General features: G+C 62.8%; 22 protein-coding genes, 1 tRNA gene and 1 other RNA gene. 20 read left to right on the top strand and 4 right to left on the bottom strand.

The genetic code is table 11. The features are described 5' to 3' along the window. Positions 1–5 precede the first annotated feature (5 nt). The gene (locus tag ISP15_RS02465; protein WP_404544719.1) at positions 6–767 is read right to left on the bottom strand and encodes a TatD family hydrolase; all 762 of its coding nucleotides are present in this window, start codon (positions 765–767) and stop codon (positions 6–8) included. Between the two features lie 450 nt (positions 768–1,217). On the opposite strand from ISP15_RS02465, the gene ISP15_RS02460 reads away from it, so the two are divergent. Continuing rightward, on the top strand, positions 1,218–1,691 hold the full coding sequence (locus ISP15_RS02460) for an outer membrane lipoprotein (protein ID WP_404544717.1): 474 nt from the start codon (positions 1,218–1,220) through the stop codon (positions 1,689–1,691). 96 nt (positions 1,692–1,787) lie between these two features. Here ISP15_RS02460 and ISP15_RS02455 read toward each other — a convergent pair whose 3' ends face one another. Further along, a complete protein-coding gene (locus tag ISP15_RS02455) occupies positions 1,788–2,222 on the bottom strand; it encodes a cell wall hydrolase (protein WP_404544716.1) in 435 nt (144 codons plus the stop codon). Between the two features lie 413 nt (positions 2,223–2,635). Continuing rightward, positions 2,636–3,439: a CAF17-like 4Fe-4S cluster assembly/insertion protein YgfZ gene (gene ygfZ, locus ISP15_RS02450; protein WP_404544715.1), complete on the bottom strand. Its 804-nt coding sequence runs from the start codon at positions 3,437–3,439 to the stop codon at positions 2,636–2,638. Between ygfZ and ISP15_RS02445 the strand changes: the two genes are divergently transcribed. From ISP15_RS02445 to ISP15_RS02375, 15 genes are all read left to right on the top strand, one after another. Beyond that, positions 3,438–3,734 (top strand): DUF1674 domain-containing protein, encoded by a 297-nt coding sequence (locus ISP15_RS02445; RefSeq protein ID WP_404544713.1) that lies wholly within the window; start codon positions 3,438–3,440, stop codon positions 3,732–3,734. The two genes, ygfZ and ISP15_RS02445, sit on opposite strands and share 2 nt — an antisense overlap. 219 nt (positions 3,735–3,953) lie before the next feature. Then, the gene (sdhC, locus tag ISP15_RS02440; RefSeq protein WP_404544710.1) at positions 3,954–4,349 is read left to right on the top strand and encodes a succinate dehydrogenase, cytochrome b556 subunit; all 396 of its coding nucleotides are present in this window, start codon (positions 3,954–3,956) and stop codon (positions 4,347–4,349) included. Next, positions 4,346–4,753 carry a succinate dehydrogenase, hydrophobic membrane anchor protein gene (sdhD, locus tag ISP15_RS02435; protein WP_404544707.1) on the top strand — a complete coding sequence of 136 codons (408 nt, stop codon included), beginning with the start codon at positions 4,346–4,348 and terminating at the stop codon, positions 4,751–4,753. The genes sdhC and sdhD overlap by 4 nt, the downstream gene beginning before the upstream one ends. A 5-nt stretch (positions 4,754–4,758) precedes the next feature. Continuing rightward, on the top strand, positions 4,759–6,546 hold the full coding sequence (gene sdhA, locus ISP15_RS02430; RefSeq protein ID WP_404544703.1) for a succinate dehydrogenase flavoprotein subunit: 1,788 nt from the start codon (positions 4,759–4,761) through the stop codon (positions 6,544–6,546). 19 nt (positions 6,547–6,565) lie between these two features. Next, entirely contained in the window at positions 6,566–7,348 is a 783-nt protein-coding gene (locus ISP15_RS02425) for a succinate dehydrogenase iron-sulfur subunit (protein ID WP_404544700.1), read from the top strand. A 160-nt stretch (positions 7,349–7,508) separates the two neighbouring features. Then, entirely contained in the window at positions 7,509–7,757 is a 249-nt protein-coding gene (locus ISP15_RS02420) for an FAD assembly factor SdhE (RefSeq protein ID WP_404544698.1), read from the top strand. Next, positions 7,729–8,160, top strand: coding sequence for a protein YgfX (locus ISP15_RS02415; RefSeq protein ID WP_404544695.1), 432 nt, complete (start codon positions 7,729–7,731; stop codon positions 8,158–8,160). Before ISP15_RS02420 ends, ISP15_RS02415 begins: the two co-directional genes overlap by 29 nt. 392 nt (positions 8,161–8,552) lie before the next feature. Next, positions 8,553–9,797: a lipoprotein-releasing ABC transporter permease subunit gene (locus ISP15_RS02410; protein WP_404544692.1), complete on the top strand. Its 1,245-nt coding sequence runs from the start codon at positions 8,553–8,555 to the stop codon at positions 9,795–9,797. Between the two features lie 4 nt (positions 9,798–9,801). Next, positions 9,802–10,494: a lipoprotein-releasing ABC transporter ATP-binding protein LolD gene (gene lolD / locus ISP15_RS02405; protein ID WP_404544690.1), complete on the top strand. Its 693-nt coding sequence runs from the start codon at positions 9,802–9,804 to the stop codon at positions 10,492–10,494. Between the two features lie 180 nt (positions 10,495–10,674). Continuing rightward, complete coding sequence (locus ISP15_RS02400) at positions 10,675–12,987, top strand: DNA internalization-related competence protein ComEC/Rec2 (protein ID WP_404544688.1); 2,313 nt, start codon at positions 10,675–10,677, stop codon at positions 12,985–12,987. A gap of 105 nt (positions 12,988–13,092) precedes the next feature. Next, on the top strand, positions 13,093–13,749 hold the full coding sequence (locus tag ISP15_RS02395; protein WP_404545317.1) for a MotA/TolQ/ExbB proton channel family protein: 657 nt from the start codon (positions 13,093–13,095) through the stop codon (positions 13,747–13,749). A 3-nt stretch (positions 13,750–13,752) separates the two neighbouring features. Next, positions 13,753–14,184: an ExbD/TolR family protein gene (locus ISP15_RS02390; protein WP_404544685.1), complete on the top strand. Its 432-nt coding sequence runs from the start codon at positions 13,753–13,755 to the stop codon at positions 14,182–14,184. Next, entirely contained in the window at positions 14,181–15,971 is a 1,791-nt protein-coding gene (gene msbA, locus ISP15_RS02385; protein WP_404544683.1) for a lipid A export permease/ATP-binding protein MsbA, read from the top strand. Before ISP15_RS02390 ends, msbA begins: the two co-directional genes overlap by 4 nt. 4 nt (positions 15,972–15,975) lie before the next feature. Then, on the top strand, positions 15,976–16,980 hold the full coding sequence (gene lpxK, locus ISP15_RS02380; RefSeq protein ID WP_404544681.1) for a tetraacyldisaccharide 4'-kinase: 1,005 nt from the start codon (positions 15,976–15,978) through the stop codon (positions 16,978–16,980). Between the two features lie 46 nt (positions 16,981–17,026). Then, the gene (locus ISP15_RS02375; protein WP_404544680.1) at positions 17,027–17,425 is read left to right on the top strand and encodes a DUF6165 family protein; all 399 of its coding nucleotides are present in this window, start codon (positions 17,027–17,029) and stop codon (positions 17,423–17,425) included. A 2-nt stretch (positions 17,426–17,427) separates the two neighbouring features. On the opposite strand, the gene ISP15_RS02370 is transcribed toward ISP15_RS02375, so the two are convergent. Continuing rightward, positions 17,428–18,477 carry a glycosyltransferase family 9 protein gene (locus tag ISP15_RS02370; protein WP_404544677.1) on the bottom strand — a complete coding sequence of 350 codons (1,050 nt, stop codon included), beginning with the start codon at positions 18,475–18,477 and terminating at the stop codon, positions 17,428–17,430. 45 nt (positions 18,478–18,522) lie between these two features. Between ISP15_RS02370 and ISP15_RS02365 the strand changes: the two genes are divergently transcribed. The 4 genes from ISP15_RS02365 to ffs all read left to right on the top strand — a co-directional run bounded on the left by ISP15_RS02365 (position 18,523) and on the right by ffs (position 20,350). Then, entirely contained in the window at positions 18,523–19,248 is a 726-nt protein-coding gene (locus tag ISP15_RS02365) for a 3-deoxy-D-manno-octulosonic acid kinase (protein ID WP_404545315.1), read from the top strand. Beyond that, entirely contained in the window at positions 19,245–20,003 is a 759-nt protein-coding gene (locus ISP15_RS02360; protein ID WP_404544675.1) for an MBL fold metallo-hydrolase, read from the top strand. The genes ISP15_RS02365 and ISP15_RS02360 overlap by 4 nt, the downstream gene beginning before the upstream one ends. Before the next feature lie 86 nt (positions 20,004–20,089). Next, positions 20,090–20,182 (top strand) — tRNA-Ser (locus ISP15_RS02355). Positions 20,183–20,253: 71 nt separating this feature from the next. Then, an RNA gene (gene ffs, locus ISP15_RS02350) (signal recognition particle sRNA small type) lies at positions 20,254–20,350 on the top strand. Positions 20,351–20,390: the final 40 nt, after the last annotated feature.

The raw sequence follows: 20,390 nt of genomic DNA, 5'->3' as shown, positions 1-20,390 counted from the left end.
GGTGGTCAGAAGCCGAAGAGGCGTTGCGCGTTGGTGGTGGTGGCGCTGGCGATCGCATCCGCGTCTTCGCCGCGCAGAGTGGCGATGCAGTGCAAGACGTCCCGGATATGTGCCGGCTCGTTGCGTTCGCCGCGATGGCTTGCGCCCGGCTGGTCCGGAGCATCGCTCTCCAGCAGCAGGTGTTCGATCGGCATGCTGGTGACGATACGACGCAGGCGCTGCGCACGCTGATAGGTGACCGGTCCGCCGATGCCCAGATGAAAGCCAATCTTCCACAATTGCTCGGCTTGCTGCTGGCTTCCGGAAAAGCTATGCACGACGCCACGCAGGTTTCCGGTACGCCGCAGTATCGAAGTGACTTCATCCATGGCAGCGCGTGCATGCACGATAACCGGCAAGTCGAATTCGCGGGCTAGCTTCAATTGCTGCTTGAAATAGGTGCGTTGGCCTTCCGGATCGTGGCTTCCTTCGTAGAAGTCCAGGCCGATTTCGCCGACTGCCAGCGGGCGATGGGTCTTCAGCCAATGCGATAGCGTGGAAATGTCATCCTGGTGATGTCTGTCCATGAATAGTGGGTGCATGCCATAGGCCGGAAAAAGCCCGCTGCCAGGCTGACACAGCGCGCGGATGTGCGGCCAGCTTGCGGCGCAGGTTCCGGGGATAACCTGCCAGGCTACGCCGGCTGCGCGAGCACGCTCGATGACGGCATCGCGATCGGTGTCGAAGCGCGCATCGTCCAGGTGGACATGGCTGTCGGTAATAGTCATGGATGCACGCCATTCCCCATGGGCTTGCGGGCTCGTGCGGGTTTGAAATCGGTCCCGTCCACTCTTCGGGCTCCGGGCGTTTCAATGCATTTGCGTAAAATATCGCGGTGCATGGTTTATGTGTCGTGATTGTCTTCAACGCCCGAGGTTCGGGATGAGCGGATGGCCAAGTCAATAGCTTGAGCGCAGGTCCGATGTTGCCAAGGCAACTGGCCGGGGCGCCAGCAATCGGCAACTGGGCGAAGCGGAACAAGCTGCAATCGAAAGAATCGCCGTTGCAACGCCGTTGAGAATACAGGCAGTAATATCTTCAGCCATGACGTGGTCCGTATCTACAACGGTGCGACACGCACCACCCGCATGGATTTAGTCCAGGCAATCGCGTCAGGGTGGAGCAGGGCGGCAGTGTCGCCTCCGGTGCGCAATAACCGATTCATCAAGGAGGTTGTCGTGAAAATCAAGTCAAGCAAGTTCGTCGTGATAGCGGCGTTGCTGGTAGGCATGGCGGCCCTGTCCGGATGCGAAACCCAACCGGTTTACCGGGGCCAGACAACCTATGGCTATCGCGGCTGCCAGAGTTGCGGCGTGGTGCAACAAGTGCAGCAGGTTTATGTGCAGCAGCAGGGGACCAACAATAGCGGCATCGGTACGGTAATCGGCGCGGTAGCTGGCGGCCTGCTTGGCAGCACCATCGGCCATGGTCGCGGCAATACCGCGGCGATCGTGGGCGGTGCGGTAGTGGGTGGCGCGGTAGGTAACCAGGTCGGTGCCCGCAACAGCCAGCCGGGCGGCACAGTGCCGGCATGGCAGATCGTGATTCGCCTCGATAACGGTCAGTATGCAACGGTCACGCAGATTCCCGATCCGGGCGTGCGGCCGGGCGATTACGTGGTGATCAATAACAACCTGGTCTATCCACGCTGAGTCGAACGCTATGATTTGGACGTCTGGACGTCCAATTTTAAAAAAATAAAAAGCCCTCGCAAGAGGGCTTTTTATTACATCGAAATTTTTCGCGTATCAGTTGATTGAGTAGAACTTGTGGTCGCCGATAGTGATGGCGCTGTGATTGCGCGACCATGCGGGTGCGACCGACACGGTGGCGAAATGATCCGCGTGCGGAACGAAGAAGCGACGTTCGTCCGCGGGAAGGCCCCAGTTGCTGATCGACTTGCCGGCAATATCCCAGGCCTTTTGGAACGCTACGAGGTTGTCGATTTCCTGAGTGAGCGGGGTGGTGGAGAGCGCAAATTGATGCGGCGATTTCACTACATCGCACACCGTATCGCCCCATTGGCCGCGTTCGCGTCGACGCATGGCGACTTCCGCCACTGCCATCTGGCCGACCGTCGACTGGCTGCGTGCCTCCAGGTAAACGGTGGTCGCCAGACAGGTCTGGTCTGCGAGCGGTTGGGGCAGGACGGACATCAGCCACAACAACATGGAAAGTTTCATACCTGCCTCCAGCTTGCTGTACGCCAAAGCACCACATGCATGCCTTGACGCCGTTGCGGTGGACGGGCGGGCAGACCGTTCCACCTGGATATCGCTCACGCCGAAACTTGTGGCGTAAGTCGGTTGGCCACGACAACGTGGCGGTATCGATCGACATGTCCGATGTCGATCGGCGTTGATCTGGCTGTGACGCTGCGGGCAAAAGGCCCATCTGTGCAGCGTTCGCGCATACGGCGAATTGTCCTCCGGCAGACTTTCTGCCGGGTCGCGCCGATCCGGACCCCTCCGGTTCGTCGCGTATGTAGGCACCCGGTGGGCTATTGGATGCCTGAAAAGTTTGGCGGAATCTAGTGGGGCTTGCTTGTCTTTGCAAGTGCCTGACAAGGTGGATTCACGTGTGGCTCACACATGCGTTAATCCGGCCAGCTGTTCACAAGTTGCACGACGATGCCTTCATCACTAGTGTTTTCCGTGCCTTGCGCAAGGTTGTTGCTTACATCATCCGCGATAACGGCGAGTGCTTCGACGCATTCATCACGCGCCACGACGAGCAGTAATCGTACAAATTCGCGATCACTGCGACGTAGTTCCGTGCCGCTGGCGACAACGGCGGACAATAGGACATGACATAGGTGCCGTTTGTTTCCGCCGCGATAATGCAGTCGCGCGACAATCTCTTGACCCGGGTAACAACCTTTGTCGAGCGCGATCGCACCGAGGCGATGCAACGACAACGAAGGTGGAGTCAATTCGTTCAACCTGTCGGTAGGCAGCCATGGCCAGCCTTCGCGAAGTTGTTCGTGTTGCCAGATATCATTCGCGGCAAGGTCGTTGCCGAACAGCAATGAATGCGAGCCACAACCGAGTCGAACGACATCGGTATCGGCGTCGACGATGGACATCGGTAGTGCCGGACCCTGTGCGAGCTGTGCCATACCTGCATGGCTCAGCTTGACGCGCGCGCGGAACACGAACCGGCCCAGCGCAGCGACGAACGTGTCTGCATCACCGCCACGCAGTATCAGCAGCAGTCGCTCTTCGCCAAGCCGTGCGAGGTGGAACAGGTTGCGCACGCGGCCCTGTGCGTCCAGCCAGCTGCTGAATTGCCATTGCCCGGTCGGCAGGCCGGTGACCTGACTCGTGAACTGGCTGTGTGCGAAAGCAACCGCATCCGGGCCTTCGATAAATAGTGCTTGGGCGCTATGGGATATCGGCATGCGCCTAGGAGTGGGGGCGACAGGAGCATGGTGCAAGGCGGTAACCGGATGCCTGCATCGCTTGGTGCCGCTCGTCAACCGGTTGTGCCGCTATGCCGCAAGTATTACGCTTTTGGCGATACGAACCATGCCCGATACGTCCTCCAAGCCCGCCGTACCTCCCGAACCCGCGAAGACGGAACACGTTGTGACGCCTGTTCCTTCCAGGCAGGAGCAGGAACCCGGCGGTCGGCCGGCACCGGATCCTACCCGCTATGGCGATTGGGAAAAGAACGGGCGCTGTATCGACTTCTGATCCGCCGCGTCGTCATGCATATTGGCGCTGCAAGGGCAGGAGCGGCTGGTGGATGGATGTGACGCATGGATGCGCCACTGCGGTGAACCACCTCAATGGTTCATCGATGGAGGCGGGTTCGGATTCGTGCCGAGGCCGCCGCTCCGGATGGCGTCCGTGGATGGTCGCGGTTCGGGCTTCGGTTAACAGCATCAGCGATTCCACCCCAGGATAGCCGCCATGGCAGACACGCGACGACCGCTTTCTCCACACCTACAGATATATAAGTGGCAAGTGCAGATGGTGACTTCCATCCTGCATCGCGCCACCGGCATTGCCCTCGCCGTGGGCACCCTCGTGACCCTGTGGGGACTGCTCTCGCTGGCCGCTGGCGAGGATGCCTTCAATCAGTTCAAGGTCTGCATAAGCAGCCCGCTGGGCATCATCCTGATGATCGGCTGGACATGGGCGTTGTTCTATCACCTGTGCAATGGCGTTCGCCATCTGGTGCAAGACGCTGGCGCGGGCTACGCCATCAACCAGTTCGTGCGTTCGAGTTGGCTGTCGATCATCGCCAGCGTTGTGCTGACCCTGATCGTATGGGTCTACGTATTGGGTGCTGGAGGTGTTGCATGAGCACGAACGCAAAAAACTTGCCCAAGGACCTGCGCAACCCGCTCAAGCGCGCGCGTGGACTGGGTTCGGCGCAACACGGTGTCGGCCACTGGTGGACGCAGCGCACTACCGCGGTCGGCCTGATCGTGCTTGGCCTTTGGTTCGTGATCCTGGTGCTTGGCCTGCTGCATGCCGACTACGCGACGGCGCGCGCGGCCGTGGCCCGGCCGTGGAATGCGATCCTGCTGATCGCCTTCCTGATTGCCACGTTCTGGCATGCCGTACTCGGCCTGCAGGTGGTGATCGAAGACTACGTACACACCCGCTGGAAGGAAATCACCCTTTTGGTGGCGATTAAGTTCCTCGCGGTGCTGAGCGTGCTGGCTGGCTCGCTGGCTGTGCTGCGCATCGCATTGGGAGCCTGAGGTCGATGGAAGCCTACAAAGTTCAACAGCATAAATACGACGTGATCGTGGTCGGCGCGGGCGGTGCGGGACTGCGCGCCACCTTCGGCCTCGCCGAAAAGGGACTCAAGGCCGCCTGCATCACCAAGGTGTTCCCGACGCGCTCGCATACCGTGGCGGCGCAGGGCGGTGTTGCCGCCGCGCTCGGCAACATGGGCGAAGACGACTGGCGCTTCCATTTCTACGACACGATCAAGGGTTCGGATTGGCTCGGCGACCAGGACGCGATCGAGTACATGTGCCGGGAAGCCATTCCGGCTATCTACGAACTGGAACACTACGGCGTGCCATTCTCGCGTACCGACGATGGCCGCATCTATCAGCGCCCGTTCGGCGGCATGACCACGCATTACGGCAAGGGCACCGCGCAGCGCACCTGCGCCGCCGCCGACCGAACCGGCCACGCGATCCTGCATACGCTCTACCAGCAGGCACTGGCCCACGACGCTACCTTCTTCATCGAATACTTCGTGATCGATCTGATCTTCGACGAAGAAGGTACTTGCCGCGGCGTGCTCGCGCTGGACATGAACGAAGGAACGCTGCATTTCTTCCGTGGACAGGCCGTGGTGCTGGCAACCGGCGGCTATGGCCGTGCCTATTTCAGCGCCACGTCCGCGCATACCTGCACGGGCGACGGCGGCGGCATGGTGCTGCGCGCTGGCCTGGCATTGCAGGACATGGAGTTCGTGCAGTTCCATCCCACCGGTATCTATGGTGCGGGCGTGCTGATCACCGAGGGTGTGCGCGGCGAAGGCGGCTACCTGACCAACTCCAAGGGCGAGCGCTTCATGGAGCGCTACGCGCCCAGCGCGAAAGACCTTGCGTCGCGCGACGTGGTCAGTCGCGCCATCACGCTGGAAGTGCGCGAAGGCCGCGGCGTGGGCGATCAGAAAGATCACGTGCACTTGAACCTCATGCACCTGGGCGCCGACGTCATCCACGAACGGCTGCCGGGCATTGCCGAGTCGGCCCGCATCTTTGCCGGCGTGGACGTGACCAAGGAACCCATCCCGGTGCTGCCGACCGTGCACTACAACATGGGCGGCATTCCCACCAACTATCACGGCGAAGTGGTGCAGAAGAAGGGCGATGACGTCGATGCCGTGATTCCTGGCTTGTTTGCGATTGGCGAGGCGGCCTGCGTGTCGGTGCATGGCGCCAACCGCCTCGGTTCCAACTCGCTGCTCGACCTGGTGGTGTTTGGCCGCGCGGTATCGCATCGTTGTGCCGAGCTGATCAAGCCAGGTTCCGCGCACAAGGATCTGCCCGCCAGCGTGCTGGACAAGGCGCTTGCCCGCTTCGATGGCCTGCGCAACGCCAACGGCACGACGCCGACCGCAAAAATCCGTATGGATATGCAGCGCACCATGCAGCAGGACGCCGCCGTATTCCGCACCGGCGACACCCTCAAGGCCGGTTCGAAGAAAATCTCCGAAGTGTTCGATGCCTTCCAGGATGTGAAGGTCAGCGACCGCTCGCTGGTGTGGAACTCCGACCTGATCGAAACGCTGGAGCTATCCAACCTGCTGTCACAGGCGGTGGCGACCATGCATTCAGCCGAGCAGCGCCCGGAAAGCCGCGGCGCGCATGCGCGCGAGGATTTTCCCGATCGCAACGACCACGAATGGATGAAGCACACGCTGGTCAAGGTCGACGAAAGCGGCCAGAGCAGCTTTGATTTCCGTCCGGTGCACATGTACACCTTGACCGACGAGGTCGAAGTGGTGCCGCCGAAGAAACGTGTTTACTAATCCGACTGGAGAGGCAATCGTGGCCGAGTTCACGCTACCGAAGAATTCCAAGGTCCAGCCGGGCAAGCACTATCCGGCGAAGGACGCGAAAAAAGCGCGTACCTTCCGCATCTATCGCTGGTCGCCGGACGACGGCCAGAATCCACGCATCGATACCTACGACGTGGATCTCGCCGCCTGCGGCCCGATGGTTCTGGACGCGCTGCTGAAGATCAAGAACGAGATCGATCCCACGCTCACGCTGCGCCGGTCTTGCCGCGAAGGCATTTGCGGGTCGTGCGCCATGAATATCGACGGCACCAATACGCTGGCCTGCACCAAGGCCATCGACGAGTGCGCGTCCGGCGACGTGAAGATCTATCCGCTGCCGCACATGCCGGTGGTGAAAGACCTGGTGCCGGACCTTACGCACTTCTACGCCCAGTTCGCCTCGATCAGGCCGTGGCTGCGCACGCAGAGCGCGGCGCCGGACCGCGAGCGCCTGCAATCGCCGGAAGATCGCAAGAAACTCGATGGCCTATACGAATGCATCTTGTGCGCTTGCTGCTCGACCAGTTGCCCGAGCTATTGGTGGAACGGCGATCGCTACCTCGGACCGGCGATCCTGCTGCAGGCCTACCGCTGGATCGTCGATTCGCGCGACGAAGATACCGGCATGCGCCTGGACGACCTGGAAGATCCGTTCAAGCTCTATCGCTGCCACACCATCATGAACTGCGCGCGTACCTGTCCGAAGGGTTTGAATCCGGCCAAGGCGATTGCAGAGATCAAGAAGTTGATCGTCGAGCGGCGTTCGGCGTGAGCTGATTTGCCCTCTTTCGTCGGGAGAGGGCAGGTGGCGCAATGCTGCGTCACGGCGAATCGGTGCATGCTCCGGCTTGAGTAGGGCAGGCTTGGCTCCGCACCCCGATCCTCTTTCCAAGGCGAGAGGAGACATAAGGAGGCGCTTCGCGCTCTGGTTAATGGACTCAGCACGCATCAAGCGCCTGCAATGGCGCACCCGCCGCGGTACGCGCGAACTCGACGCGCTATTCGGCGGCTGGCTTGAAACTTCCTTTCCGGCTGCCGACGAAGCCCAGCGCCTGGCTTTCGAGGAATTGCTCGACGTACAGGATCCGGACCTGTGGGATTGGGTAATGGGCCATGCCCGGCCGCCGCGCGCGGACTGGCAGGCGATCATCGATGACATCCGCGCCCGCCATCGGGTTTGAATACCGGCCTTCGCGCTGGATGCCGCGCCTGTTTGCCGGCGTCGCCGGATTGGCCTTGCTCGCCGTCGGCTTGTCGGGCGTACCAACGCTGCTGCAGCTAGTGCTGGCATTTGGCGTCGTCACGGCTTGCTCGCATGCGCTACGCCGCCTGCGCCTGCCGGTCTGTGCGGTGGGCTGGGCTCATCAAGGCGGATGGACGCTGCGCGGCCTGGATGGCACCGATGACCCGGCCGAGCTGCTCTCGTTCCGGATCGTGCGCAACGCGGTCTTGCTGCGTTTGGCGGGCAATCGGTACGGCAAACTCACGTTCTGGCTACTGCCGGACAATAGCGATCCGGATATCCGCCGCCGCCTGCGCATGCGGCTCGCCGTGCTGCGGGCCACCGCCATCGAGGAAGGCTAGGGCCTGTCCACACCATTGGCGTGGCCCGCGCCGAGGGCTGTTTGTTCGCAGCGGAAGAGCGAGGGAGTAAATCGGTACACCACCGAGTAGTGATGCCTTCTGGCGGGCAAACAGACCCGGCCCTTCGGGTTGGCGCTGCGTACCGTCATGCGCTGGCGCGCGGCTTGCCTCGGCAGCAGCCAGCCAAGCCTGCGCCACGCACTACCACCCGACCGCCACGCAACGCCAACGCGGGACGCGAACGGCGCGGACACACCCCTGGCTACACATAGTTGCCGCCATGTCCGCCTTCGGGCACTCTGCGCGCGCGGCATGGTCCCAAGGATTCCAGGATGATCGGCGATCATCGGGCACCGGATGGCCTGTCCCCCGAACCCACAAGCGAATCCTCCATGTTCCGACCGCTCGAGCTTTTCATCGGCCTGCGCTACACCCGCGCCAAACGGCGCAACCAATTCATCTCCTTCATTTCCACCGTTTCCATCATCTGCATCACGATCAGCGTGATGGCGCTGATCACGGTGATGTCGGTGATGAACGGTTTCGACGATCAGCTGCGCTCGCGCATCCTTGGCGCGATCTCCGACGCCACCGTGGCCGGCCTGCCCGGCGAGAGCGTGCAGGACTGGCCATACGCCATGAAGATGGTCCAGGCCAATGCGCATGTGAAGGGCGCCGCGCCTTACGTGGAGATCCAGTCGTTCCTGCAGGGGCAACGTTCCAGCGGCGCCATCGTGCGCGGCATCGATCCCGCGCAGGAACCCAAGGTTTCCGATATCAACAAGCACATGATCGCCGGCTCGTTCGATTCGCTCACACCGAAAAGCTGGAACATCATTCTCGGCAAGGACCTTGCCTTGCAGCTTGGGGTGAACGTCGGCGACAAAGTCACCATGGTGGTGCCCGAACTCAGCGCCACGCCGATGGGCTCGGTGCCGCGCATCCGTGGTTTTACGGTCAGCGGCATCTTCGAGATGGGCATGGAGGAATTCGATTCCGGCCTGGGCCTGGTCAGCCTCGGCGATGCCGAGACGCTCAAGCGTCTCGATGGTCCCACCGGTATCCGCCTGAAGCTGGACGATCTCTATAACGCAGGGCCCGTCGCGCGCGAGCTGGCCAACAGCCTTGGCCAGGTCTACCAGGTGACTACCTGGATGGACAGCCACGCGAATTTCTTCTCCGCCATCTCGATGGAGAAGCACGTAATGTTCATCATTCTCTCGTTAATCATCCTGGTCGCGGTGATCAATCTTATTTCCATGCTGATGATGCTGGTGACCGACAAGCAGGCCGACATTGCCATCCTGCGCACGCTAGGTTCCACGCCGCGCAGCATCATGGGCATGTTCATGGTGCAGGGCGTGCTGGTCGGCATCGTCGGGATCGGCTTCGGGGTCGGGCTGGGCTCGCTGCTGTCGTGGCGGTTGCCGGGCATCGTGAAGTGGATCGAGCATGTCACCGGCGTAACCTTTCTGTCGCCCGACGTCTATTACATCAGCGAGGTGCCCAGCAAGCTCGACTGGCACGATGTCACCTGGGTGGCGCTGATTACTTTCCTGTTCTCCCTGCTTGCCACGCTTTATCCCGCATGGCGCGCGTCGCGTACCCAGCCGGCGCAGGCGCTGCGCTATGAATAAGCCCATGAATACTTCGACCGACATCGTGCTGCGCGCCAGCCATATTGCGAAAACCTATGCAGAAGGCGGCCTGCACACCAAGGTACTGGCCGATGTGAGCTTCACTCTCAAGCGCGGCGAAACCCTGGCGATCGTCGGTGCATCCGGCTCCGGCAAGAGCACGTTGCTGCACATCATCGGCGGCCTGGATACGCTCACCAGCGGCGAGGTGGAGGTCGAAGGCCGCATGCTCTCGCAGCTGTCCGACGCCGAACGCGGCCGGGTGCGCAATCGCTCGCTCGGCTTCATCTATCAGTTCCATCATCTGCTGCCGGAATTCACGGCGTTGGAAAACGTATGCATGCCGCTGCTGATCCGCGGCACGGGTATTGCCGACGCACAGAAGCAGGCGAAGGCATTGCTGGAACGTGTGGGGCTGGGACAGCGCCTGGAACACAAGCCTGCCGAGCTTTCCGGCGGCGAACGGCAGCGTTGCGCGGTAGCGCGCGCGCTAGTGACACGTCCTTCCTGCGTGCTGGGCGACGAGCCCACCGGTAACCTGGACGAGGACAATGCCGCGCAAGTCTATGCCCTGATGCTGGAGTTGAACCGCGAGATCGGCACCAGCTTCATCCTGGTCACGCACGATAGCCGGCTCGCCGCGCGCATGGATCGCACATTGGAGCTGCATAACGGCGAGCTGCGCGAAAAGGCTTAGCAGCTTCGCCGGCGAGTGGCGGGGAGATCATGCTCCTGGCGTCTCCCTGGCGGTAGCGGCTGTCGCGAAAAATCCCTGGATGTTCGCGTGGCATGTTTCCCTCAAGCGTGCAGGCTACTTCCTACACGAACATGTCGTGGCCTGGGCTAACTTCGCTACATCGGAAAGCGAAGCAGACCTATGCGGCGAGCAGGGCGGTGGCCCGGTGCGATAGCGGTGACGTTGGCGTGGCTGGCGGGCGTGCTTGCCGTGCAATGGCTGCCAATACTGCCGGCGCATGGGTTGACCGGTGCATTGGCCGCGTGCGCATGCCTGCTTGCGTGGCGTGTGCCGTATGCACGCTGGTTGGCCATTGCGCTGTTCGGCTTTGCATGGGCAGCGTGGCGAGGCAGCGTGGCGGTGGAGTCACGTTTGCCGAAGGCCTGGGAAGGCCAGGATTTTCGCGTCGTGGGGATCATCGAAGGCCTGCCACAATCGCGCGCCGACGCCACCAGCTTCCTGTTTCGGATCGAACACACGGAACATGACGCAAAGCCCTGGCGCGGGCTGGCACGCATAAGCTGGTACGACGCGCCGCCGGCCGCGCTCGAGCCTTGTGCGCAGGGACAACTGCTGGTTCGATTGCGCCGGCCACGCGGCATGGTCAATCCGGGGGGCACGGACAGCGAGCGCAGTGCGCTGGCACGCGGCATCACCGCGGTCGGTTATGTACGCGACGATCGCTCCAATCAGCCGCAAAGCGGAGCGAAGTGGTGTCTTGACCGGCTGCGCGCAAGGCTGGCTGAGGATATCCAGGCGCGTGTCCGCGATCCCCATGATGCTGCCTTGTTGCGCGCTTTTACCGTGGGCGATACACGAGGCCTGGGCCTCTACGACTGGGATGTGGCGCGCGCCAATGGCATCTCGCACCTGATCGCCATTTCCGGCTTCCACGTCGGCGTAGCTGCGGTGTTCGGTACCTGGCTCTGCTACGCCGTGTACTGGCTTTGGCCTTCATGGGGACTGCGATGGTCGCGCGTGCAGGCACAGGCCGTGGCCGCGCTGGCCTGCGCTTTGGGCTATGCGGCATTGGCGGGTTTCGGCATGCCCACCGTGCGCACCGTGCTGATGATCGCGGCGGTGGTGCTGGCGCGATGCAGCCGACGCGCCGTTGGGGCCGACCAGGCCTTGGCGATCGCGCTGCTGGCGATTCTGCTGGTCGATCCCATGGCCGTGTTGGAAGCAGGGATGTGGCTTTCTTTCGTCGGTGTGGGTTTTCTCATCGTATGCCTGGAAGCGCAAGGGCACGGTGTTCGCGCCTTTTTGCGCGAATTGACCTTGGGACAGTTGGTCATGACCGTCGCCCTGCTGCCATTGACGCTATGGTTTTTCGGCGAGGCATCGTTGGTCGGCGCCTTATCCAACCTGGTCGCAGTGCCTTTCGTCAGTTTCGTGATCGTGCCGTGCGCGCTGATCGGCTTGTTGCTGCTCTTGATCTGCCCGGCGCTGGCTACGCCACCGCTGCGGCTGGCCGGGTGGCTCGCCCATGCGCAGTGGTGGTTGCTTGAACACACCGCGAGGTGGCCGGGCGCGCATTGGTTCCTGCCGGCTGTGGAGCCGTGGGCGCTGTTGCTGGCAACGCTTGGCGCGGTGTGGCTGTTCATGCCTCGCGGTGTGCCGTTGCGTGTGCTGGGCGGGTTGTTATTCCTGCCGCTGCTATGGCCGGTACGGTATCCGCCTGCCACCGGTGCATTCCAGGCATGGGTGCTGGATGTGGGGCAGGGACTATCGATCATCGTGCGCACGCGGGAGCATGCGATGGTCTATGACGCCGGCGCGCGTTATCCGTCGCAGTTCGATCTCGGCGAAGCCGTGGTCGTTCCGTCGCTGCACGCGCTTGGCATCGACCGGCTGGATGTGTTGATGGTGAGCCACGCCGACAACGACCACGCCGGTGGCGCGCCCGCGGTCGCCGCCGCCTTTCCGCTGGCGCGCCGCTATGCGGGCGAACCGGAGCGCATGCCGATACCGATGGAGGCATGCGTGGCGGGACAGCATTGGGAATGGGACAACGTGCGGTTTCGCGTGCTCAGTCCTGGCAGTAACACGCCGCGCGCATCGGCCAATGACCGTTCCTGTGTCGTAGCCATCGAAGGTGCGCAGGGCCGATTGTTGCTGACTGGCGATATCGCCGCCGATACGGAGCCGGGCGTTGCCACGGCGCTCGGGCCTGGCCCGTCGCCGGTGCTGCAGGTACCGCACCATGGCAGCAAGAGTTCATCCAGCCCGGCGTTCATTGCGGCGGCCAGGCCGGAGCTGGCGGTGGTTTCGGCCGGATGGCGCAACCGCTTCGGCCATCCTCGTCCGGAAGTGCTCGAGCGCTATGCGAAGGCCGGTATCCCGCTCTACAACACCGCCGTGGAGGGCGCCATTCAGATTGATTTTCCGGCCGTGGCGCCCGCGCGGGTCGCAGCACGCTGGCGCCTGCGGGAGCGGCGCTACTGGCGCGAATGAACTGCCACTGGCCGCACGGTATGCCAAGTCGACGCTGCTATGATGGTCGCTTCAGGCGGACGGCAGGGCCGGGAGTTTGTTGTGGGTGATTTGGGTCAGATTCTGATGGCTGGCGGCTGGGCGATGGCGCCCATCCTGGTCTGCTCGGCGGTGGCGCTGGCGATCGTGCTGGAGCGATGCTGGACCTTGCGGCGCCGTTCGGTGCTGCCGCCCGGCCTATCGCAAGAAGTACGCGAGTGGGCGCGCTCTGACCAACTGGATCCGGCCCATCTGGAAAAGCTTTCCGCAGGTTCGCCGCTGGGCGAGTTGCTGGCCGCCGCGGTGGCGGTGCGCGAACGTCCGCGCGAACTGATCAAGGAGCGCATCGAGGATACCGGCCGCCATGTGGTGCACCGCATGGAACGCTATCTCAATACGCTCGGTACGATCGCGCTGATCGGCCCGCTGCTCGGCCTGTTCGGTACGGTGATCGGCCTGATCCGCATGTTCATGCAGGTCATGGTCGGCGGCATGGCCGATCCCACCAAGATGGCCGGTGGCATTGGCGAAGCGCTGATCTGCACCGCCGCGGGCCTTACCGTGGCGATTCCCGCCTATGTGCTGCATCGCTATTTCCGCTCGAAAGTGGCCGGCTACTGCGTGGAGATGGAAAAGCAGGCCACGCTGCTGCTGGACGACCTGACGCTTTCCGCGCCGAGTGCTGCGCCGCGTCCGCGTCGCACCACCGGGGCTGCGGCCGCAGGCAACAAGGCGCCGGTCTGACCCATGCGTATCAGTAACGATCGTCGCGGCGACGATTTCGAGATCAATGTCGTCTCGTTGATCGATGTGCTGCTGACCCTGTTGATGTTCTTCGTGCTCACGACTACCTTCGTGCAGCATTCGCGCCTGAAGGTCAACCTGCCGCAGGCCAGCGCGGAAGATCGCGACATGCAGCCGCCCGCGATCACGGTGATGGTGGACCGCGACGGGCGCTTCTACGTCGGTAGCGATGAAGTACCCGGCGCGGGCGTGGAACCGCTCAAGGCAGCTATTGCCCGCGTAGCGGGCGATGATCGCGGCCAGACCGTCGTCATCCGTGCCGATGCGCTGACCGCGCACCAGAACGTGGTCACGGCGATGGATGCATTGGGCCAGCTTGGCTTTACCCATCTTTCCATCGCCACCACGCCGACGCCGTCGGAAACGGGCCAATGAGCGAAGGCAGAAAGAAGGTTGCCCTGTGGGACGCTGACAGTCGTCGCGTCTATAAGCGGCTGCTTGTCTATTCGTCGCGTTATTGGCCGGTGCTGCTCGTCGCCATCATCGGCTTTACGATCGATGGCGGGGCCTTGGCGCTGTTCACCCAGAAGCTGCAACCGATCATGGACAACCTTCTTACCAAGAAGGATCCCTATCTCATTCGCTGGATGCCGGTTTGGATCATCGGCATCTTCCTGGTGCGCGGCGTGGCGATCTACGTCAGCAATTACGGCATGGGTTATGTCGGTCGTAATGTCGTGCAAACGATGCAACGCGATGTATTTGGAACCTATCTGCGGCTGCCGGTGACGTATTTCGGCAATGAGCATTCCGGTCACCAGGTTTCGCGGATCACCTATACGAGCGAACAGATCGCGGGCGCATCCACCGATGCGTTGAAGGTGGCAGTGACCGAAGGGGTAACCGTCATCGGCATGTTCATCGTCATGTTGCGTGAGAGTGTTTATCTCACGACCGCTTTGCTGGTGCTGGTGCCGGCCATCGTGCTGATCACCACGGCGGTAAGCCGGCGCTATCGCGTTATCAGCCGCCGCATTCAGGGCATGATGGGTTCGGTTACCGGTACCGTGGAAGAAATGCTGGATGCGCATCGCGAGGTGCGTATCTACGCCGGCCAGCACCAGGCGGCCGAGCGTTTCCGCCAGGTATCGGGTCGGGCGCGCTATCTCAACCTCAAGATCGTGGCGACCAGCGCGCTGTCGGGATCGACGGTGCAGACGGTGGCGTCGTTCGCGTTGGCGGGCATGGTCTTTCTCGCTTCGCGACCGACGGTCATCGATAGCATTTCGCCAGGTGTATTCATTGCGGTACTCACTGCCATGGGCGGTATGTTGTCGTCGCTGAAGCGATTGTCCAACGTGCAGTCGACCATTCAGACCGGCATCTCGGCGGCGGAAAACCTGTTCGCGCTGATCGATACGCCGCCCGAAGTGGATCACGGCACGCATGTGCTGGAGCGCACGCGGGGCGACCTGCGTCTGGAAAACGTGCGATTGATTTATCCCCGCGGCAACACGGAGGCATTGGCGGGTGTGAACCTGCATTGCGCGGCAGGCACTGTCACCGCCTTGGTGGGCCGTTCGGGTAGCGGCAAGAGCAGTCTGGTCAGCCTGCTGCCGCGTTTCAACGAACCTACCAGCGGTCGTATTCTGCTCGATGGCGCCGATTACGAAAGCTATACCCTGGCCTCGTTGCGCAAGCAGATCGCGTGGGTCGGGCAACAGGTTGTTCTGTTCGACGGTACCGTGGCCGAGAACATCGCTTACGGGGAACTGGCCGGCGCAAGCGAACAGGACATCGTCGCGGCGGCCATGGCGGCGAACGCCATGGAATTCATCGAGCGTTTGCCGCAGGGCATTCACAGCCCTATCGGTGAAGGCGGCAATATGCTTTCTGGCGGTCAACGCCAACGCATTGCGATCGCGCGCGCGATTCTCAAGAACTCGCCGATTCTTGTGTTGGACGAAGCGACCAGTGCGCTGGATACCGAATCGGAACGTCTTATCCAGCAGGCACTGCAGCGGTTGATGAAAGATCGCACCACGCTGGTGATTGCCCATCGGCTTTCGACTATCGAGCATGCCGATCAGATCGCGGTCATGGATCACGGCCACATCGTCGAGCGCGGGACGCACGCAGAGTTGCTCGCTTTGGGTGGGCATTACGCTGGGCTGCATCGCATGCAATTCAACGAGCGCCCCGCCGCCGTGGCAGCCGACTGACGCGATGGCGCTGGCCGATACGCTCCAGGCGGGCTGGTATGGCGGGGAGCGTTTGCCATGGTGGGTTTATCCGTTGGCTGCATTGTATGGCGCGGTCGTGGCGATTCGCCGGCGTTTGTACCGATCGCGCTGGCTGCGCGTGGTGCAACTGCCATGCCCGGTGATCGTGGTGGGCAACATCACGGCGGGCGGTGCGGGAAAAACACCGCTCACCCTGGCGCTGGTCGATGCGCTGCGCGAGCGCGGCTATCGCCCTGGCGTAGTCAGCCGCGGCTACGGTGGCAGCCGGCGCGAGCCGGCCTTGCTGGACAGTGCTGCGACTCCTGCCGAGGTCGGCGACGAACCCTGCCTGATGCATGCTTCCGGCGTTGCCGTGGCCGTGGGCCGCGATCGTCCCGCCGCTGCGCAGTTGCTGGTCGGTGCGGGCTGCACCGTGGTCATCGCTGACGATGGCTTGCAGCATTATCGGCTCGCCCGCGATCTCGAAATCTGCGTCATCGATGGGGACCGCCGATTCGGCAATGCGCGCCTGTTGCCGGCCGGTCCCTTGCGCGAACCGCTGGGTCGCCTGGAAAAAGTGGATTTCCGCGTCTGCAACGGCGGCGACGCCCGGTCGGGTGAGGTGTCCATGCGCTTGCGCGGTAGCCAGGCGCGCAGGTTGTCGGATGGGTGCGAACGACCCGTCGCCGACTTTTCCCGCGCGCGTGCGCATGCGGTCGCCGCCATCGGCCATCCACAGCGCTTTTTTGCAAGCCTTGCCGCGCAAGGCATCGAGGTCATTGCGCATCCGTTCGCGGATCACCATGCCTTCGTGCCGCAAGACCTCGCGTTCGGCGACGATCTACCAGTGCTGATGACCGAAAAAGACGCGATAAAGTGTCGCGCCTTTGCGCAGCCGCATTGGTGGAGCGTACCGGTGAGGGCTGAATTACCGTCGAGTTTTTACGATGCGCTGCGCGCGCGCCTCGACAGTGTGCAGGCTACGTCAGCGCCGATGGCGCTATCATAGGCGTCGCTTGCCGGCGTCGGCCGCCATCTTCGAATGCGAGGTTTTCATGAGCTTGATCCAGGTTCCGGTGTCTTTCGGCGAGTTGATCGACAAGATCACGATCCTTGAGATCAAGGCACGCCAGATCTCCGATGCCGCCAAACTCGCCAATGTGCAGAACGAGCTCAATCTGCTCAACGTCACATGGGCCAGCCACCACGCCGCGCAGACAGATATCAGCAAGGAGCGCGCTCGCCTGCTGGCGGTGAACGAAGCGCTGTGGGATATCGAAGACCGTATCCGCATGAAGGAAAAGGCGCAGGCCTTCGATGCCGAATTCATCGAGCTGGCGCGTTCGGTGTACTTCCAGAACGATGAGCGCGCGGCAGTGAAGCGCGAGATCAACCTGAAGCTTGGCTCGCAACTGGTCGAAGAGAAGTCCTATCAGGATTACCGCCAGAAATAAGGTCACTTGCTTGCGCTGGTAACCGTGGCCGCAGCGGCTTCGAAGCGTTCGATCACGTCGTCGATCGCGATCAAGTCCATCACGCCAGGTCGTTCGATCTTGCTTCCCCAAGGAATCTCGCTGGCAGGCTTGCCCAGGTATTTGCGCGCGGCCTCATCGTATTTATCCACGCACCAGCGTCGGTCGGAATAGGGGCCGGAGCGGGCCGGGTTGCTGGCGGCATGCAGGCCCAGCACCTTCAGGCCGACCGTATTGGCCATGTGCATGGGGCCGGAGTCGGGCGTCAGCAGCAACTGAGCGTGGCAGAACATGGCCATCGCTTTCTTCAGCGTATCTTTGCCGGTGAGGTCGAGCGGCTGATTGCGGCACGCGGCCAGCACGGCATCGGCCATGCTGCGTTCGGCGGGGGATGGTCCGCCGATCAGCACCACGCGCCAGCCGCGCGCGGCCGCGTGATCCATCACCGCCGCGTAGCGCTGCGATGGCCAGTTGCGCAGCGCATGGCTGGACGTCGGGCTGACCAGCAGCACCGGTTTATCGTCCGTCCACTGTTGGGCGGCCCAGGCATGGGCGTCGTCGGGAATCGGAATATCCCAGCGCACGTTGGTCTGTTTCAGGCCGAGCGGCTCGCAAAAGCTGCCGATCGCCTGCAACACATGTTCGCCAGTGCGGGCGGGGATGCGTTCGTTGATGACCAGGCCATGCAAGTCCTTGGCGCGTGCGCGGTCGTAGCCGATCCGGCGGGTCGCTTTGATTCCCAGGCTCAGCAGGTTCGAGCGCATGGCTACTTGCATGTGCAGCAAGGCGTCGAACCGTCGCTTGCGCAGGGCCGCGTGCACGGCACGCATGCCGGCCCAGCCGGCGCCTTTGTCGAAGGTGATGAATTCCACGCCCGGCAAGTCGCCGACCAGTCTGCGTTCCAGCTTGCCGACGAGCCAGGTGAGCGAGGTCCGTGGCCAAGCCTGTTGCAGGGTATGCACCAGCGGTACCACGTGGGTAACGTCGCCCAGGGCGGAAGTGCGCAGCAGGCAGATCGAGGCGGGAACGGACATGTAGAATTGCCGGGCAATGAATCGAGACGGAGCGTGGCAGCACCGATGCACGAACAACTGCGCCAAGATGCCGAAGGTGCGATTCTGTTCGACGCCAGCCTGTCGCCACAAGTCGACGGCCGCTGGTTCGATCCCGGCTACTGGCGGGAACGTTCCGCACTGAACACCCAGGCCGGCGGTCGCGGCGGCGTGGCCATGGTCGCGACACCGGCTGGAGAGTGCGTGCTGCGCCACTACCGGCGTGGCGGCATGGTGGCCAGGGTGATGGGCGACCGCTATCTATGGACCGGTGCCGATCGCACGCGCGGTTTCGCGGAATTCCGCCTGTTGCAGGCCATGGCCCAACTGCAACTGCCCGTGCCGCAGGTGGTAGCGGCACAGTACCGACGCGCCGGTCTTCATTACCGCGCCGACCTGATGACACGGCGGATTCCGAATGCGCAGACCCTGGCCGAATGCCTGGCCGCAGGACGCCTGGATGCCGAGCTGGCGCAGGAGGTTGGCGCGCTGGTGGGGCGTTTCCATCGCGCGGGCGTCTGGCATGCCGATCTGAATGCGCACAACGTGCTGGTGGGTCCATCAATGCTTCACCTGATTGACTTCGACCGCGGTCGCCTGCGGTTGCCGGCCCAAGGCTGGCGCATGGCGAACCTGCTACGGTTGCGCCGTTCGCTGTTCAAGCTGGGCGCGGCGGCGGAAGGCGCGGCCAGATTTGAGCAGACAATCTGGACACCCCTGATGTATGGCTACGAGCGAACGCTGAGCGCATGAACTGGCACCTGCACTTTTTGGGAACCGGGGCCGCGCATGCCGTGGAGCTGGGTTCGTCTGCCGCCGTGCTCGAACGCGATGGCCGGCCGGTGCTGTTGATCGATTGCGGTCCTGACACGCTGGACCGCTACCTGGCAGCTTACGGCGAGCCGCCCCGCGCGCTCTACATCACGCATACGCATATGGACCACGTAGGCGGGTTGGAGCGACTGTTTACGCGCCTGTGGTTCCACGAGGCCTTGCGCGGCAAGACGCGCGTGTTCACCCATGCGGCACTGGTTCCCTGGCTGCAGGCGCGCGTGGCCGATTATCCCGGCGCGCTTGCCGAGGGCGGCGTGAACTACTGGGAGGCATTCCGGCTGGTGCCGTGCTCGCGCGGCTTTTGGCTGGACGGATGGTGGTTCGACGTGTTCGCCACGCGCCATCACCGGCCGGGTACGTCGTTCGGACTGGCCCTGCAAGGCAGTTTTGTCTTCACTGGCGATACACGTCCGATTCCTGAAATGCTGGCGCAGTATGCGGGCGACGGTGAACTGGTTGCCCACGATTGCGGTCTGGTCGGCAATCCTTCGCATACGGGGATCGACGATATCGAGCGCGAATACGATCAAGTTCTCCGCGCGCGCCTGTTGTTGTATCACTACGGCAGTGCCGGCGACGGTGCTGCCCTGGCGGCGCGCGGTTATCGCATTGCCGGTACTGGCGAGCGAGTGGCGTTGGCGCCGCCACCGCCGCCCAGGCTGGATGCCGGCTGAGCTTTCTCTCTTGTCTGCGCTAGGCCCAGCCGTTATCCTTCCGCTTCTTTGCCGGCCTTGTGACGGTAAAGAGGTTTGATGCGTGCGGAGAGGTGTCCGAGTGGTTGAAGGAGCACGCCTGGAAAGTGTGTATACGGCTTATCCCCGTATCGCGGGTTCGAATCCCGCCCTCTCCGCCAGTATTCGTTGAACTGGCACGCAAGAAGCAGTGCCGTTTTCGGGCTTCGATGCCCACCTCTTATGGTGGCCCCGTCGGTCCCCCCGCGACGATAGTCCGCAAACCCCGCCAGGTCCGGAAGGAAGCAACGGTAGTGGATGACTCGGGTGCCGGGGTGTGGCTGGCGGGGCCGCCGCCTTTCAGCGCGTGCCTGGGCGGTTCTTGCCGCT

Origin of the sequence: Dyella jejuensis, assembly GCF_044904675.1 — a bacterium.
Taxonomy (GTDB): domain Bacteria; phylum Pseudomonadota; class Gammaproteobacteria; order Xanthomonadales; family Rhodanobacteraceae; genus Dyella_B; species Dyella_B jejuensis.
This window is presented reverse-complemented; position numbering and strand designations above follow the sequence as displayed.

Bases quoted from the DNA above. Each gene is read 5' to 3' on its own strand.
- ISP15_RS02465 (WP_404544719.1), bottom strand. From the start codon at position 767: ATGACTATTACCGACAGCCATGTCCACCTGGACGATGCGCGCTTCGAC.
- ISP15_RS02455 (WP_404544716.1), bottom strand. From the start codon at position 2,222: ATGAAACTTTCCATGTTGTTGTGGCTGATGTCCGTCCTGCCCCAACCG.
- ISP15_RS02445 (WP_404544713.1), top strand. From the start codon at position 3,438: ATGCGCCTAGGAGTGGGGGCGACAGGAGCATGGTGCAAGGCGGTAACC.
- ygfZ (WP_404544715.1), bottom strand. From the start codon at position 3,439: ATGCCGATATCCCATAGCGCCCAAGCACTATTTATCGAAGGCCCGGAT.
- sdhC (WP_404544710.1), top strand. From the start codon at position 3,954: ATGGCAGACACGCGACGACCGCTTTCTCCACACCTACAGATATATAAG.
- sdhD (WP_404544707.1), top strand. From the start codon at position 4,346: ATGAGCACGAACGCAAAAAACTTGCCCAAGGACCTGCGCAACCCGCTC.
- sdhA (WP_404544703.1), top strand. From the start codon at position 4,759: ATGGAAGCCTACAAAGTTCAACAGCATAAATACGACGTGATCGTGGTC.
- ISP15_RS02420 (WP_404544698.1), top strand. From the start codon at position 7,509: ATGGACTCAGCACGCATCAAGCGCCTGCAATGGCGCACCCGCCGCGGT.
- ISP15_RS02415 (WP_404544695.1), top strand. From the start codon at position 7,729: ATGACATCCGCGCCCGCCATCGGGTTTGAATACCGGCCTTCGCGCTGG.
- ISP15_RS02410 (WP_404544692.1), top strand. From the start codon at position 8,553: ATGTTCCGACCGCTCGAGCTTTTCATCGGCCTGCGCTACACCCGCGCC.
- lolD (WP_404544690.1), top strand. From the start codon at position 9,802: ATGAATACTTCGACCGACATCGTGCTGCGCGCCAGCCATATTGCGAAA.
- ISP15_RS02400 (WP_404544688.1), top strand. From the start codon at position 10,675: ATGCGGCGAGCAGGGCGGTGGCCCGGTGCGATAGCGGTGACGTTGGCG.
- ISP15_RS02395 (WP_404545317.1), top strand. From the start codon at position 13,093: ATGGCTGGCGGCTGGGCGATGGCGCCCATCCTGGTCTGCTCGGCGGTG.
- ISP15_RS02390 (WP_404544685.1), top strand. From the start codon at position 13,753: ATGCGTATCAGTAACGATCGTCGCGGCGACGATTTCGAGATCAATGTC.
- msbA (WP_404544683.1), top strand. From the start codon at position 14,181: ATGAGCGAAGGCAGAAAGAAGGTTGCCCTGTGGGACGCTGACAGTCGT.
- lpxK (WP_404544681.1), top strand. From the start codon at position 15,976: ATGGCGCTGGCCGATACGCTCCAGGCGGGCTGGTATGGCGGGGAGCGT.
- ISP15_RS02375 (WP_404544680.1), top strand. From the start codon at position 17,027: ATGAGCTTGATCCAGGTTCCGGTGTCTTTCGGCGAGTTGATCGACAAG.
- ISP15_RS02370 (WP_404544677.1), bottom strand. From the start codon at position 18,477: ATGTCCGTTCCCGCCTCGATCTGCCTGCTGCGCACTTCCGCCCTGGGC.
- ISP15_RS02365 (WP_404545315.1), top strand. From the start codon at position 18,523: ATGCACGAACAACTGCGCCAAGATGCCGAAGGTGCGATTCTGTTCGAC.
- ISP15_RS02360 (WP_404544675.1), top strand. From the start codon at position 19,245: ATGAACTGGCACCTGCACTTTTTGGGAACCGGGGCCGCGCATGCCGTG.